Below are 15,727 nucleotides of genomic sequence, written 5' to 3' on the forward strand. Positions count from 1 at the left end.
TAATCCATGAAACAATACGAAGCAGTCATTGAAACATTAGATAAATTAGGTGGTGTAGCCACATTGGGAGACTTAAACTCAGAAGTTTTTAAAATCCAAGAATGTGAATGGAAAACAAAAACTCCATTCGCATCAATCAGACGCATAGTTCAACAAACTAAGGGTATTTATAAAATCAAACCCGGATTATATGGCCTTGAAAAATACCGAAAACAAAACGAAGAAAGAGGAATTATTCCTGAAACAGAAAAGAACAAAGACTCCGAAATACAAAGATCGTTCAATCACGCTTACTATCAAGGGCTACTGGTGATAATAGGTAATTTGCGTAATCTGAAAACGTTTATTCCAAATCAAGACAAAAATAAAAAATTTTACGATGGGAAAACGCTTCAAGAACTCTCTACACTCAAAAAATTACCCAATTACTCCTACCCCGCATTAATAAATCGAAGTGCGATGATTGATACCATTTGGTTCAATGAACGCAATATGCCTCATTCGTTCTTTGAAATAGAACACTCGACAGATATCCAAAACTCGCTCTTAAAATTTAATGATTTGCAAGATTTTTACGTCAGAATGGCCATAGTGGCAGATGCCAAACGAAAATCTGAATTTGAAACCAAACTTTCATATCATGCATTCGACGAGTTACGGTTAAACAAGCGCGTCTCTTTTTTAAGTTATGAAGCTCTTGTTAAACAATATGAAATGGAAATAGAGAAACAATCTCTTGATTTTATACTATAACATTAGCCATACCATAGAAATCACAAAGCCATTATCGTGTGATACACCTTTTCGATAAAAAGCTCGTAATCGTTAAATATCACACCATTCCCGAAATCATTATAGTCATGTTCTGTTAATGACAAAGAAGGGTTCAACCTCCTATAATAATCCATATACTCCCTGCTGGTAGACAAAGAGTCGTTATCAGGAATATGCACGACATAAATCAAAGTTTTGTTAGGTGTATGGAAATAGATACTAGCATCATCTTGAGAAAGAGTAACATATTTTTCGGCATTATGAGCTGTAAAAGTCTCCCACCGGCTCAATTCTCCAGATCGTTGATAATACGGTAGTTTATCAAGTATGATGAATATTTGAAAATACGGACAATTCCCACATCGTATATTGGCAGTTTCACCCAACATGTTCTCAAAATAATTGTTCGAGTTTTGCGAGTAATTCTGCATAACGAATTTAACCGCCAAACCGGCTACGGCACGCTCCCCTTTCTTCACTGTAATATCCACAGCCTTATTGACATAACGTCCCCTTATCTTCGTCTCTTTACCAATTCCATACCCCTGCGAAAAAACGGTATAATCCCGGCCTAACTTTTCTGCCAAATCTCGTGCTATTGCACCGTGTAACGGTTTAAGTTTTGCCGTGCTCCGAGATGTACCCTTTTCGATAAACTCTTTGAACGAATTAGTAAGCACTCTCAAAAAGTCCGAGTTGCCCAGTGGATAAGTTATCTCTTCCCTTTCCATATTCCAATTGTATCTTATAATTTATATATAGTTCCAAGTCTTTCGAATTGAAGGTATAATATCCACCGCTTTTATAATTTTTGAGTAGCGAAACGTAACGAATAAATTCCTCGTTTCTAATAATCCTATCGAGCATATCGAATGTAACCCCCTTATCAGGCAATATATACAAACCGCTATACAGACCACACCCCGGCGGAACCTCCGTCAATTTAATACTCTCAACTCCTTTGATACAAGTGTTAACGGCATACTTCAAAATACAAACATCTTTCAACGCCTGTGTACGCCCATACAAAAACCAATCGGGTGTCTCACTTCTTTTTCTTCCTTTCAGAAGCTTTTCCGCATGATCCTCTAAATACCGACATACACTCTCGCTCTCCGACAAAAGTTCATACGCGAGAGGAGACCCTTTTTCATCATAAGGAAAAAAAGCCCTCGACCATTTTCCTGTCGAGGCCTTCAATACCGGAATCGTATACTCCATAAAAGGCAATTCGCCGATAAACACATCGTCGAATAACGTAGCGAATCCATTTTTCACCCGTACATATGAATCCGAAGCAGACAGCCTTATCCGCTTCAACAGTTCCAACTCCTTCTTACCAGAAAGATAAAACTTGCGATTTATTTGTATCTCGTCGTATGACAGCGTGTCTATGTGCCGTATTTTACCCACCCGTTCGTCATAGACATTATAATCTATCCGATCATTATCTTCGACTTTTTCAAACCGGGAAATCAACGTATAGGTAGTAGCCTTGAAAGGTTGAAAATGTCCCATATCCACTACTCCTGTCAAATACTTTCTCAAAACAATTTCACGACGCATATTCTCACCTGCCAAGCTATTCAGCCACGAACTCGGCGTAATATAACACAATCGTCCACCTGCCGACAACATACGAAGACCTAATTCGAAAAACACCAGAAACAAATCCGTCATTCCCCCATTGGCAAAAGTAAACTGTTTGACATCTGTATAATCGGTTTCTAAATTATGAACTCTCACATACGGGGGATTACCCACCACAAAATCCATTGCCCCGTCATAAATTTTGATTTTCAAAGCATTACCTTCGATAATATCCCAATCCACATCGGTTACACCGAACTTCAAAGCAACAAGATTCAAATTTTCTATGCACCGTTCATAAGTCCCGGCATCGATTTCTATCCCATGTATATATGTCTGCAATTCGTCTTTAAGGAGAGCGATATCATCATTCCCTGCACGAAAAGCCCGGCAATAACGGCCGACAATTTCGCAAAGAAATGCCCCCTCGCCACAACTGTTATCGATGATGTGCTTTCCCAATATGCGGGGAGATTCCACATAACCGCAAAAATCCAATATATCGGCGACCAAATAATCGGGGGTAAATACTTGCCCGCTATGTTTTATCCGTAAACTTCCCATGAATTGCAAAGATAATATATTTTCCTTTTTTCCTGCCCATCACCTTCCAAAACATCGTTTCGTATCACCCTGCCATAAAACGGGGTGGAAGCGGCATTTCTTTTGCAGAAAATTGCAGAAGAAATGGGGATTGTATTTCATCACGAAGAGATTACGGTCGAAGAGAACCGACAGAGAAACGAATACCTGCGACGGTACTATAACCCCGAGACGGGAGAGGGTAACGATACAGGCGACCGCTGGATATTGCGGCTGCCCGATGCTCCCATACCGGTTCAATATATTCCGAAGGCTTTGTTCGAGAACGAAATAATGGCGCAAAGACTCGTCGAATGCGGGAGTCTGGCGGTGTATGCCGAACGATACGGTCACGACAAAATAATCGCTACCGACGAAGCAGGAAGAAACCCGAAACTCGCCGACGGCGGGGATGCCACAGAAGAACTATGGAGGGAGTGGATACGGGTGCGAATTCGGTACGATTTCGAATTTTGGGCATTCAGCTTTGTCCGTATCAAAGATAAATTGGGAGCCGAAGACATTCCATTCCGTCTGAACAGACCGCAACGGCGCATATTGGGGATGCTCGAAGATATGCGCACGGCGGGAAAACCCATTCGCCTCATCTTGCTCAAAGCCCGGCAATGGGGCGGTTCCACTCTCGTACAAATCTATATGGCATGGATTCAGCTGGTGCACTGCCGCAACTGGAACAGCGTGATTTGCGCCCATCTCAAAGAATCGGCCGCCAACATCAAGGGCATGTACAGCAAACTGCTCGCCAACTATCCCGACTGGCTGCTCGACGGGGAGAAACCGAAGTTCAAACCGTTCGAGCGCATGGCGAACACATCGGTCATCGCCGGGCGGGAGTGCAGGGTAACCATAGGCTCGGCCGAGAGTCAGGAATCGGTGCGGGGTATCGACGCGGCGATGGCTCACCTCTCGGAGGTGGCTTTCTGGCGGAACAGCCGCATGAAATCGCCCGAACAGGTGATGCGCTCGATATGCGGGTCGATCATGCTGCTACCCTGTTCGATGGTGGTTATGGAAAGCACGGCGAACGGGACGGGGTCTTATTTTCACCAAGAGTGCGAACGAGCCAAACGGGGAGAGAGCGACAAACAGTTCGCTTTCGTCCCGTGGTTCGAAATAGAGATGTACACCCTGCCGATCGACGACTACGACTCGTTCATCGGCAGCCTCACCGACTACGAACGCATGCTATGGCACAGGGGAGCCACGCTCGAAGCAATCGCTTGGTATCGGCAGAAACGGAAAGAGTATGCCCGGCATGCCGACATGATGGCCGAATATCCCAGCGATGATATAGAGGCATTCTGCTACTCGGGCGAACGAGTGTTCGATCCCACGTTGGTGGAAAAGTTGCGTCGCTGCTGTTGTCCGCCGCGGTTCGAAGGCGACATTCACGGCAAAGAATCCACCGGGAAACAAGCCTTGCAAGAAATCGAATTGGAGACCCGACCCGAAGGGCCTCTGAAAATATGGGAATATCCCGCCAAAGAATGCGAAATGCGGGATCGCTATCTGGCAGTAGTCGATATAGGCGGACGCTCCGACACCTCGGACTATTCGGTCATAGCCGTGTTCGACCGTTATTGGATGCTCGATGGCGGCCCCGCCGAAGTCGTGGCGCAATGGCGGGGACACATAGACCACGACTTGCTCGCATGGAAATCGGCTCAAATCGCCGCATACTATCAGAACGCTCTGCTGGTGATCGAGAGCAACACGCTCGAAACCGAGCACGACGATAGCGAACACTCGGCCTATATCCTCGACACGCTCTCCCGATATTACAACAACCTGTATGCCCGACAGTCCCCTCCCGACAGCATAGGACAGAAACCGCCCTCCCGTTGGGGATTCCACATGAATCGAGCCACCAAAGCACTGGTTATCGATGCCCAAAAGAACGCCCTTCGGGAAGGGAGCTATATCGAGCACGACACACAAGCCTGCTACGAACACGATGTATATGAACGCAAGCCCAACGGCAGCTACGGCGCTATGGAGGGTCATCACGACGACATACTCATCACCCGTTGTATCGGGAACTATATATGCAGTCGGGAATTGCCGTCCGCTTCATCGAAAGGTCATCGGAGCGAAAGGATCGTTAACGAGTCGTCTATATAAAAAACGTTTTCCGTTACCCAAACGCACCTTGTCGCAACGAACCCCTCCGTCACTACGTGCCACCTCCCCTATATTTTGCTATGCAAAACACAGAGGAGGAGGTTAATACTTTCCGACATATTGTGTTTGTCCTTCTTCCCTGCCGTGTACCGTAGCATTACGGGGTGTTGCGTTAGCCATGTAGAGAAGGTGGTACGTAGTGATAGAAGGGTTGAAAAACACCATCTTATCAGTCTGTTTATATCAGATATTTAACCCCCTCGCCCTACGGGCACTCCCCCTATCTCATCTGCCATGAGCAGAGGGAGAGGAGACCTGAATCTGTCACCTCCACGGCCGGTATTTTCTAACCCCTCCGGCACTTCGTGCCACCTCCCCTATCTCGGCTCATCGCCGAGCAGAGGAGGAGGTGAAAGCATCTTCCTTTACAAAGGTTAGGGAAAACGGCACTACTTGCCATACTCTGCAATACTGAGAGATATCCCTCAGTACAAAAGACGGTAGACCATACATTTTGTTTACCTCTATCGAGTTTTGCCAAACAGCCATAGAAAAATTTTGATTTGGCAGATAGATATTATTTAGAATTGATATAAATAAATTTTACTATTTATTTTCATTCCAAACTAACATATTTCCATAATATCACAAATAATAAAAAACTTTTTGAAATAATAAAAACACATACTACATAAAATAATTTTTATTTTTGTTTAAAATCATATCAATCATTCAATTTAAAATAATTAGTTTTGCACATCGAAAACAGAATAAAGGACGTTCGACAGGTTTATACATTCGGTGAAAACGAGAATAAAGCTCATAGGATTTATCTTACTACTTGGCTTGAATTTTCAAGGCATGGGACAGCATCGTTCTCATGGAGAACCTCTACGGAAGGGACGCATCAGTCTGAAATTGACCGTACGCGATTCCCACAATCGTAACGCCGTAGAGTATGCCACTCTTTTATTGAAAAAGGGTAAAAATCGGCAATTCTCAGGTATCACCGACGAAAAAGGTTCTCACACCTTCTTATCCATTCCGAAAGGAGACTATGAACTGACCGTCACTTCCTTAGGTTACAAATCCCGGACAATCGACCTGCATGCTCGCAGAGATACGACTTTGACAATCTTACTCTTGTCGAACGATATCGCCATGCAAGACGTGGTGGTGACAGCCTACGAATCGCGAGGAGCAACCAGTGCATCGCGTATCGACCGAAAAGCGATGGAGCATCTGCAACCGTCGAGCTTTACCGATTTGGTAGAACTGTTGCCGGGAAACGTCTCGAAGGATCCCTCTATGGGCTCGGCCAACCTGATAAAACTACGCGAAGCCGGTGGGACAGGGCCGAGCGACTACGACGTGACCTCGTTCGGGACTTCGTTCGTTATCGACGGTGTCCCCCTCAACAACGATGCCAATATGCAGTATATCTCCAACAGTTGGGAAACGGGACGTAATACGACCGGCAAAGGGATAGACATGCGTTCCATCTCCACCGACGACATCGCCAAAGTAGAAATCGTGAGGGGAATCCCTTCGGTAGAATACGGCGACCTCACCAGCGGACTGGTCAACATAGAACGGAAAAAGGGAGGGAACGATCTCGAAGCCCGTTTCAAAGCCGACATGCAAAGCCAACTGTTTTATGTGGGGAAAGGGATAGAACTGACGGATAAACAATTTACGCTCAATACGGGTATCGACTACCTCGATTCGAAAATAGACCCTCGCAACAACCGAGAAAACTTCAAACGGGTGACCGGCTCGATACGGGCCGAAAAACGATGGACGAACGATCATTGGCGATGGACTTTCAACTCCAATCTGAATTACCGGGGGACTTTCGAAAATGACAAAAACGATCCCGACCTCACTCCGTCGGGGGCAATAGACTCTTACGAATCGTCGAACAACGCCCTCTCCCTCGCCGGAACCCTATCGCTCAACAATCGCAAAAAGGGATTTTTCCGATCGCTTTCCTTGACGGCATCGGCCAGCGGTTCGTGGGACAATATCCACCAAGAAAAAACCGTCGTGCCCAGCAAATTGTCGGTCGTGCCCACGGCCACGCAACCGGGCGTACACGACGCCGAGATTCTGCCTTCGACCTATCTCGCATCGCTCGACGTGAACGGCAACCCGTTCAACGCATTCGTCAAAGCGATCGCCACATTCAACTACAATTACCGCAACTGGTTCAATATCATCAAGGTCGGAGGAGACTGGCGCATGAATAAAAACTACGGCGAAGGACAACTCTACGACATGAGGCGTCCCATCAGCATCGATATGACCACCCGTCCCCGACCGTTCAACGACATACCGGCCGAGCACAATCTCGCCTTTTTCATCGAGGAAGCCTCGAAGTTGCGATTGGGAAAACACCGCATCGACATTACCGCCGGCCTACGCAGCGCATCGCTGTCAAATCTCGATAACCGTTACGTCCTCGACGGAAAAATCTATCTCGACCCTCGTGTAAACGCAAAATGGGCATTGCCGCGTATCGGCGAGAGAAAGCCGTTGAGCATAGAACTATCGGGCGGAGTAGGCTGGCACACCAAAATGCCCGACATTTCGAAACTTTATCCCGACCTTTTTTACTACGACCTTATACAGCTCAATTTCTTTTCGAACGAAAATCCGGCAGTCAATCGCATGAACGTCCGCACATTTGTCGACGACCTGACCAACTACAACCTGAAAGCCGCCCGAAACATGAAATGGGAAGTGCGCGCCGATTTTTCGATAGACGACCACCGGTTATTGGTAACCTACTTCCGGGAAAAAATGACTTCGGGATTCCGGCAGGGAAAATCCTACACCCGGTATATTTATAACCGATACAGTACCGAGGGGCTGGACCCATCGACGATGACAGGGCCGCCCGACCTCGCCGACCTGACGTTTACCCCCGACACGATACTGAAAGTACAAAGCGTCCACACCAACGGAAGCCGAATTTTGAAAGAGGGCGTGGAATTTCAATACTCCTCGAAACGATTTCCGATAATCCGCACGAGACTGACGGTAAACGGAGCGTGGTTCCGCACGACCTATAACAACAGCCAGCCGGTGTACAAACGTCCCTCTGTCGTTATCGACGGTCGACAAATCAGATACATAGGACTTTACAACGAGGACGACGGTTATATTCGAGAAAGTTTCAATACCAACTTTACATTCGACACCGATATACCGCGGCTCAAACTGGGATTCTCCACATCTATTCAGTGTATGTGGTTCACATCGAGCCAAAGCATGTGGGAAAGCGGGGTTCCCATCGCCTACGTCAATATGGAGGGCGAACTCCTTCCCTACACCGATGCCGAACGAAACGACATGATATTGCAACACTTGGTGGAACCGCACTATGAAAACAACTTCAAAAAACGTACGATTCCCATCGATGCCAATATAAATATCAAGGTCACGAAGAAAATATGCCGGGATAAAATCGCACTGGCCTTATACGTCAATCGGTTGGTAAGCTATCACCCCGATTACACGTTGTTCGGGAACACAATCCGCCGGACTTCCAACCCCTACTTCGGCATGGAAATCAATTTCAGATTATAGAACCAATTAAAAATCAAGTCATTAAAGAGAGAACAGATTTACAAACGAATTTAATATACAATAAACATTCAATAAAACCATTATGAAACTGAAAAGATTTTTTTCATTCCTGTTGTTCGCCACTGTAATCACGGCGTTCACCGCTTGCGACGAAGACGAAGACACTTCCGTTCCCGTCGACGTAACCCTCAACTTTACGGCTCCGTCGGACACGATCACCTCGTTCACATGGGCCGAAGGCAAGGCCACTTTCACAGACCTCAACCGTGGGAAAGAATACGAGCTCGACCTGTCCCAAAGTTCCGTCATCACACTTTCTTCGGGACTTTATAACATCACGGTCGAAGGAGCCATAGCCAGTACTTCGGGCGAAATCCTCTGCAATGTACGCAGCACGAAAGACAACGTACAAATCTCTGCCCCATCGACTTCGATCGCTTTGGAGCTATCGATCTACACCCCGAGCAACTCCCTTATTCTCAAAGAGATTTATGTAACGGGGACAGCCAATGATAAAGGGACTTCCAGTCTCTATGACAAATACTTCGTCATCTACAACAACAGCAGCGAAACCGTCTATGCCGACGGAGTGGCCTTGCTCGAAAGCACTTTCGGGACGACCGAGAAATACCAATACAACGACAACCCGCAACCGATGACGACCACGTTTACCGCAGCCGCCATCTATGTCATTCCGGGTAACGGTACGGAACACCCTCTCGCTCCGGGCGAACAACTCGTTCTCGCAGATCAAGGCTACGATTTCACACAGACCAAAGCCGATGCCATCGATTTGTCGATCGCCGATTTCGAATGGTATGACGAAACCGAAAAAGGCATGGACCCGGATATAGCCGAAGTTCCCAATCTCGACAAATGGTATAGCTACTCGGCTACCATCTGGATGCCCAACAACCAAGCAAACCGCGCTTACGCTATCGCCCGCATGGGAGTGTCGAAAGACGAATTCCTCGCCAACTATTACAAAGAATATCATTATACGGCCACGAACGGTAAAGAGATGACCAAAAAGGGTTATGACGTACCGGTAGCATGGGTTCTCGATGCCGTCAATCTGGGAAATACCGGCTTCGAAAGAATCGCTACCCCCGCAGTGCTCGACCGCAGTTATGCTACTACCGGAATCGCCGGGACAGACAAAACCCGTTTCGGACGGTCATTTATCCGCAAAGTAGCTTCTTCCACAGGCAGCTATACGGTTTACCAAGATACCGACGACTCGGCCAACGATTTCACCTTTACGACTCCATCGTTGAAGAAATAATCTTAACAGACATCGGTCGTCATGAAAATACGTTTCTGTTCTTTTCTAACCATAGCACTCTTTCTGCTCCCTGCTTTGCAGGGGGCGGAAAGAGACTCTTTGTCTTTGCTTCGCACGATTGCCGAGTATGAAGCCTTGTCTGCGAAATGGATAGAAACGGTTTATACCAACCCAGCCACCCGATATTACCAGCATTGTACTTCTCTGACCCGTATCTCCTTAAACGGGGTTTACGGAAAAGAAGACGAAGCTGCCCTCTTGCAAGCCGGCGACGGTTATCTGAAAGGAGCAGCCGACGTATCGTCGTGGATAAAGCTGAGCGATCGCACCCGCCTATGGGGTAACGCCCGCTATACAACCGGAAAAGAAACCGGTGTCGTATGGAACGAAACAGCAGACTTCGAACTGCTCTACCCCTACGTCATGGCCGATTCCATCGGGGGAGACCTTTCCCTGCAAGAATATGCCTTCACGGGAGGATATTCGGGTCGAGCCGGAAAATTCACATGGGGTATCGAAGGGAGCTACCGTGCCGCACTGGAATATCGTAACCGGGATCCTCGTCCGAAGAACATCGTCTCGGACCTCGATTTTGCCGGCGGAGGTTCCGTGCGATTGGATAAATATGTCGTGGGAATATCGGTCATGGCACAAATATACAGCCAAGACAACACGCTCGACTTTTATGCCCCGCTGGGTAGCGCCTATATCTATACGATGACCGGGCTGGGAACGACCTCGGTACGATTCGGGAAAGGCGACGTCACCGATACGAACTACAAGGGCTACGGTTACGGAGCCGGCATTCAACTGCTTCCCACACAAGGAAGGAAGGGCATATACGCCGCAGCGAACTACCGCAAATATAGCGTGACCCAACATCTCGACGGGTACAACAACCTGCCTTTAACCGTACTCGACCGCACTCTGCTCGATATGACCGCCGGATATTCGACAAAGCAGGACATGCACACAGTCGGGATTCAAGTAAAAGGAGTACTCTATAACCGTAAAGGGACAGAGAACACCTTCGGCAGTGCCGCCGGCAATAATTACGACCAAATAGGCAGCACGACCCCGTACACCTCCGACCAAATGAAAATACAAGGTGAATTGCTGTACGGCATAAAGGCCGGGAAAAATTTTAAAGGGTACATTCGCCCCTATTACCTGTGGTTTCACACCGACATTCGTCAAAAAGAGAAAGAGCATAGGCTAAAAATCAACAGCAGCGAATATGGACTGAAAATAGATGCAAGCGGCATATTCGAAAAATCTCTACTATCTTTATCGGGAAACATAGGAATTCGAACCGGCGGCAATGGGGAATTGTCCATACCGAACGTACAGAAAGACTGCGTGCGTGAAATGCTGGAACATAATTTCGTCCTGTTGAAGACCCGACGAACAAACTACGGAATAGAATTGAAATGGAGCCGAATATTCTCGGGCTGGGCTTTATCGGTCGCCGCCGACTGGCAGCAGAGCCATTACGAAAAGCACGGCACGGCCAACTATGCCGGAGTAAATATAGGATTTAATTTCTGACCGAAAAGAACAAACACATATAGCTTTTTATATGGAAACAATCATCAAATGCTCGAACCTCACCCATTACTACGGGTCGAGAAAAATATACGAAGACCTCAACTTCGAAGTCCCCAAAGGGAGGATTTTGGGGTTGCTGGGGAAAAACGGTACAGGGAAAACGACCACGATCAATATTTTAATGGGTTACTTGAAACCCCGCTCGGGCGAATGCCGTATCTTCGGAGAAGACATACAGCGAATGCAGCCGGTGACCCGCGAGCGTATCGCCCTGCTCATCGAGAACCATGTGCAATACACGTTCATGAATATCGAACAGATAGAGCGATTTTACTCGGCTTTTTATCCGAAATGGAACAAAGAAGCCTATTATGAACTCATGCGCAAACTGAAAGTCGCGCCGAAACAAAAAATCTCCCGCATGTCATGCGGACAAAGGTCGCAGGTGGCTCTGGGTCTCATTCTCGCCCAAAACGCCGATTTGCTGGTACTCGACGATTTCTCGATAGGACTCGACCCCGGCTACCGCCGACTCTTCACAGAGTATCTGCGCGAATACGCCAAAGCCGAAGAAAAGACCATCTTCCTTACCTCGCACATCATACAGGACATGGAACGGCTGGTCGACGACTGTATCATCATGGATTACGGCCGCATATTGATTCAGAAGCCTGTAAAGGAATTGCTCGACACCTTCACACGCTATACCTTCAAAACATCGTCGCCCGACAAGCTCCCCCACGACCCGTCGTTATACAGCACGGCGGCCATACGGGATTCTGCCGAGACCTACTCGTTCGAAAACGAAGAACGTATCAAACAGATATTGCAAGAGCAATCGATACCCTATACCGATTTCAAATCCGAGAAAATGAATCTGGAAGATGTTTTCATCGGATTGACCGGAAAATACTAATCCTTTTATCATCGGAATTATGAATAAAGCTATATTTTTCAAAGAGTGGATCAAAACCCGGGGGCTGTTTTTCATCGCCCTGCTGGTATCGCTTTGTTTCGCCGGATACGTCATGATGCGCATCAACCGGGTCATCACTTTCAAGGGGGCCGACCACCTGTGGGCCATCTTGTTGAGCCGGGATACCGTGTTTATCGAGTTGCTACAATACCTGCCGCTCATCATAGGCGCACTGTTCGCTTCGTCGCAGTTTATTCCCGAAATGACGCAGAAACGGTTGAAACTGACTTTACACCTCCCTTATCCTCAACAACGCATGATTCTATTGATGTTGTTGGCGGGAGTCGCGCAAATCAGCATCGTCTTTCTGTTGCAAGCCGCTTCCTTGTGGATTTACCTGCAACAACATATCGCCTGCGAAATGGTCGCGCGCATATTGCTGACAGCGGCTCCGTGGTATATCTGCGGTTATACCGCCTACCTGCTGACGGCGTGGATATGCCTCGAACCGACGTGGAAACTGCGCATCGTCAATCTACTGATCGCCGCAGGTATCGTGCGAATCTTTTTCCTGCTCGACAAACCGGAAGCCTATAATTCGTTTCTGCCGACGCTTATTATTTTCACCATTCTGTGCGCATCGCTTTCTATCCGGTCGGTTGTCCGATTCAAAGAAGGTTGCCAAGACTAATTTCAAAAACGGTATACTACAATGAAAAAATTCAGCAAAATATTTTTCTACCTGACGGCAGTCGTCCTATTGTCGTGGTTATTGCCGTGGCTTTTGCAATTCGCAGCCTCCAAACCGGGAAACGATCCTTTCACGTTGTACAGTTGCGTAACCAAACGGTTCGCATACATACAATCGAGCAAGGATAACGGAGTAAAACGCTACGACGCGAACGGAACGGAATATACGGTAGCACAATTCGACTCCATATTGCCTACCTTTTATTACAGACAGCTGTTCTCGAAAGACCGGCTGCCCGACACAATCAACGGGAAAGAGGTGACCCCGAAAATCATCGCTCACGGAAATTTCACATTCAAGCAGTCGGCCCGAGACGTGAATGTGACGAAGCCCGCATTGAACATGATTATGGAATCGATGCCGGACCGGATCGACCTCGAAAACCCCATCGAAGCTTTCCGCACGACCGATCGTATCACTTTCATCGATATGCGGGACAACACGGTCAACGAAAAAAAATCGGCTTTGTTCGACAAAGTCATGAAACAAAAAGGGTTTGAATTTCCCATGCGAACCTTGTCGGGAAACCCGACGAACCGGAAAGAGTATGACGAGGGGTATCTGATGGTAGACAACAACCACCGAGTATTCCATGTGAAACAAACCAAAGGACTGCCCTACGTGCGTGAAACGGGTGTGGCTCCCGAATTGGGTATCGAGCATGTAGCCATCACCGAATTCAGCAACCGCAAAACTCTGGGATTGTTAACGGACAAAGATAACAACCTATATGTATTGAACCGGGATTACACGTTGCACAAATTGCCGATAGACAAATACGACCCCAAGACCAACACCCTGACCATCATGGGCGATATCTTCTACTGGACCCTAAAAATAAGCGACGAAAAGGGCGTGACCACATACGCCGTCGACGCTGACAGTTATGCTTTCGCCGACAGCCTGCGCTATGACTACCCGGAGACTGCTCTCGACAAATGGTCGAAATATATTTTCCCGTTCGAACTGTCGTTCACATCTTACGACGACCAATGGGTAAAACCGCGTGTGAGCATGGGATCGTGCTGGGTACTGATTTTGAACTTCGTTTTGGCCGCTTTGCTTTATTTTACAGCATGTAAAGGTAGCACATGTAGCCGCCGTCAAAAATTCATAACGACCGTAGCGACCATGATATTGGGCATATATCTGTTTATTCCGCTACTGGTTTGCAAACGGGCATAACCCGACGATTCGTTTATAAAATATTTGCTATCTTTGTCATAACAAAAATAAAGAAAAGATTTACAAACATTTAAACTACAACAATATGAAAAAATCCATTTTTATCCTTGCAGCCGTCGCCTTGCTCGCTATGGTGAGCTGCAACAACAAAGCTAAGGAGAATCAGAATCAAGAAAGCGCCGCAACAGTGGCTCTGAGCGTAGACGACATTTTAGCCGAAGGGGACAGCCTCGTGGGAAAAACCGTTACCGTAGAGGGTGTGTGCACCCATATCTGTAAACACGGCGGCAAGAAACTCTTCATGATGGGAACCGACGACACCAAAATGTTGCGTGCAGAGGCTTGCGAACTGGGCAGCTTCCCCGCTGAGGTTGTGAACAGTCTCGTATCGGTGACGGGAACTCTCGAAGAAGACCGTATCGATGAAGCTACCATACAGAGAATGGAAGAACAGGACAAAAATCAAAGCGGAGAGAAACACGGTGACGGAGAAGCCGGATGCGAAAGTGAAAAGAAAGCTGCCGGACAAGCCGACATCAATACATTCGAAGGTCGCATACAGAACTTCCGAGAACGCCTTGCCAAAGCCAAAGAAGCCGGTAAAGACTATTTCGTGATGTCGTATCACATCAACACGACCAGTTACGAAATTAAAAATTAACTCATAGAAACCGAACATGTCGAAAGAAAAACGTATATCGGGGAAATTCAGAAAATGGTGTCACATTCTGCATAGGGATCTCTCGTTCTTTTTTGCAGGAGTCATTCTCATTTATGCTTTCTCTGGCATCATGCTGAACCACAAACGCGACTTTAACTCCGATTACAGTATCACACAGAAAGAATACCGAATCGCAGGGAATTTTCCGAAAGCGAAAGCAGACTTTTCCAAAGCGTACGTGCTCGATTTGCTCGATGACTTGGGTGAGCGTAACAACTATACCCAACATTATTTCCCGAAAGAGAACACCATGAAGGTGTTTATCAAAGGCGGCTCGTCGCTGACAGTGAACACCGAAACGGGGGAGGCTTATTACGAATCGGTGAAAAAACGCCCTATATTGAGCAGTCTCAACCGATTGCACTACAACCCGAACCGGAACTGGACGATCTTCTCGGACATTTTTGCCGTGTCGCTCATCGTCATCACCCTCACGGGGCTTGTCATGCTTAAAGGGCGTAAAGGCTTCTGGGGACGGGGCGGTATAGAATTTGCCGCAGGCATACTCATTCCTCTGGCATTCATTTTACTGTAAGACCGTTCGATTGCCATACGAAGATTCCGTGAAGGACTGCCGCCTTTCACGGAATTTTTGTATGATAAGAATTTCTAATAATCTGAAAAATAGCACCCCGAGAAACA

The 15,727-nt window shown here is 47.1% G+C and carries 12 protein-coding genes; 10 read left to right on the plus strand and 2 right to left on the minus strand.

All coding sequences use genetic code 11. The annotated features are described in order from the left end of the window. The first annotated feature begins 6 nt into the window (after positions 1-6). Complete coding sequence (locus HMPREF9448_RS03795) at positions 7-753, plus strand: hypothetical protein (protein ID WP_008861265.1); 747 nt, start codon at positions 7-9, stop codon at positions 751-753. 20 nt (positions 754-773) lie between these two features. On the opposite strand, the gene HMPREF9448_RS03800 is transcribed toward HMPREF9448_RS03795, so the two are convergent. Both HMPREF9448_RS03800 and HMPREF9448_RS03805 read right to left on the minus strand, forming a co-directional pair. Continuing rightward, complete coding sequence (locus HMPREF9448_RS03800; protein WP_008861266.1) at positions 774-1,505, minus strand: hypothetical protein; 732 nt, start codon at positions 1,503-1,505, stop codon at positions 774-776. Further along, the gene (locus HMPREF9448_RS03805; protein WP_008861267.1) at positions 1,444-2,928 is read right to left on the minus strand and encodes an Eco57I restriction-modification methylase domain-containing protein; all 1,485 of its coding nucleotides are present in this window, start codon (positions 2,926-2,928) and stop codon (positions 1,444-1,446) included. Before HMPREF9448_RS03805 ends, HMPREF9448_RS03800 begins: the two co-directional genes overlap by 62 nt. 123 nt (positions 2,929-3,051) lie before the next feature. Between HMPREF9448_RS03805 and HMPREF9448_RS03810 the strand changes: the two genes are divergently transcribed. The 9 genes from HMPREF9448_RS03810 to HMPREF9448_RS03850 all read left to right on the plus strand — a co-directional run bounded on the left by HMPREF9448_RS03810 (position 3,052) and on the right by HMPREF9448_RS03850 (position 15,620). After that, positions 3,052-5,088, plus strand: a complete 2,037-nt coding sequence (locus HMPREF9448_RS03810; protein ID WP_008861268.1) for a hypothetical protein — start codon at positions 3,052-3,054, stop codon at positions 5,086-5,088. A gap of 801 nt (positions 5,089-5,889) precedes the next feature. Next, positions 5,890-8,679, plus strand: coding sequence for a TonB-dependent receptor (locus HMPREF9448_RS03815; RefSeq protein WP_157260330.1), 2,790 nt, complete (start codon positions 5,890-5,892; stop codon positions 8,677-8,679). A gap of 82 nt (positions 8,680-8,761) precedes the next feature. Beyond that, a complete protein-coding gene (locus HMPREF9448_RS03820; protein ID WP_008861271.1) occupies positions 8,762-9,964 on the plus strand; it encodes a DUF4876 domain-containing protein in 1,203 nt (400 codons plus the stop codon). A 21-nt stretch (positions 9,965-9,985) separates the two neighbouring features. Next, complete coding sequence (locus HMPREF9448_RS03825; RefSeq protein ID WP_008861272.1) at positions 9,986-11,512, plus strand: DUF6850 family outer membrane beta-barrel protein; 1,527 nt, start codon at positions 9,986-9,988, stop codon at positions 11,510-11,512. 31 nt (positions 11,513-11,543) lie between these two features. After that, positions 11,544-12,428: an ABC transporter ATP-binding protein gene (locus tag HMPREF9448_RS03830; protein WP_008861273.1), complete on the plus strand. Its 885-nt coding sequence runs from the start codon at positions 11,544-11,546 to the stop codon at positions 12,426-12,428. Between the two features lie 19 nt (positions 12,429-12,447). Beyond that, complete coding sequence (locus HMPREF9448_RS03835; RefSeq protein ID WP_008861274.1) at positions 12,448-13,119, plus strand: hypothetical protein; 672 nt, start codon at positions 12,448-12,450, stop codon at positions 13,117-13,119. 21 nt (positions 13,120-13,140) lie between these two features. After that, positions 13,141-14,364, plus strand: a complete 1,224-nt coding sequence (locus HMPREF9448_RS03840) for a DUF4857 domain-containing protein (protein ID WP_008861275.1) — start codon at positions 13,141-13,143, stop codon at positions 14,362-14,364. 85 nt (positions 14,365-14,449) lie between these two features. Then, positions 14,450-15,025, plus strand: a complete 576-nt coding sequence (locus HMPREF9448_RS03845) for a hypothetical protein (protein ID WP_008861276.1) — start codon at positions 14,450-14,452, stop codon at positions 15,023-15,025. A 16-nt stretch (positions 15,026-15,041) separates the two neighbouring features. Continuing rightward, positions 15,042-15,620 carry a PepSY-associated TM helix domain-containing protein gene (locus tag HMPREF9448_RS03850; RefSeq protein ID WP_008861277.1) on the plus strand — a complete coding sequence of 193 codons (579 nt, stop codon included), beginning with the start codon at positions 15,042-15,044 and terminating at the stop codon, positions 15,618-15,620. The last annotated feature ends 107 nt before the right edge of the window (positions 15,621-15,727 follow it).

The organism is Barnesiella intestinihominis YIT 11860 (assembly GCF_000296465.1).
Taxonomy (GTDB): Bacteria; Bacteroidota; Bacteroidia; order Bacteroidales; family Barnesiellaceae; genus Barnesiella; species Barnesiella intestinihominis.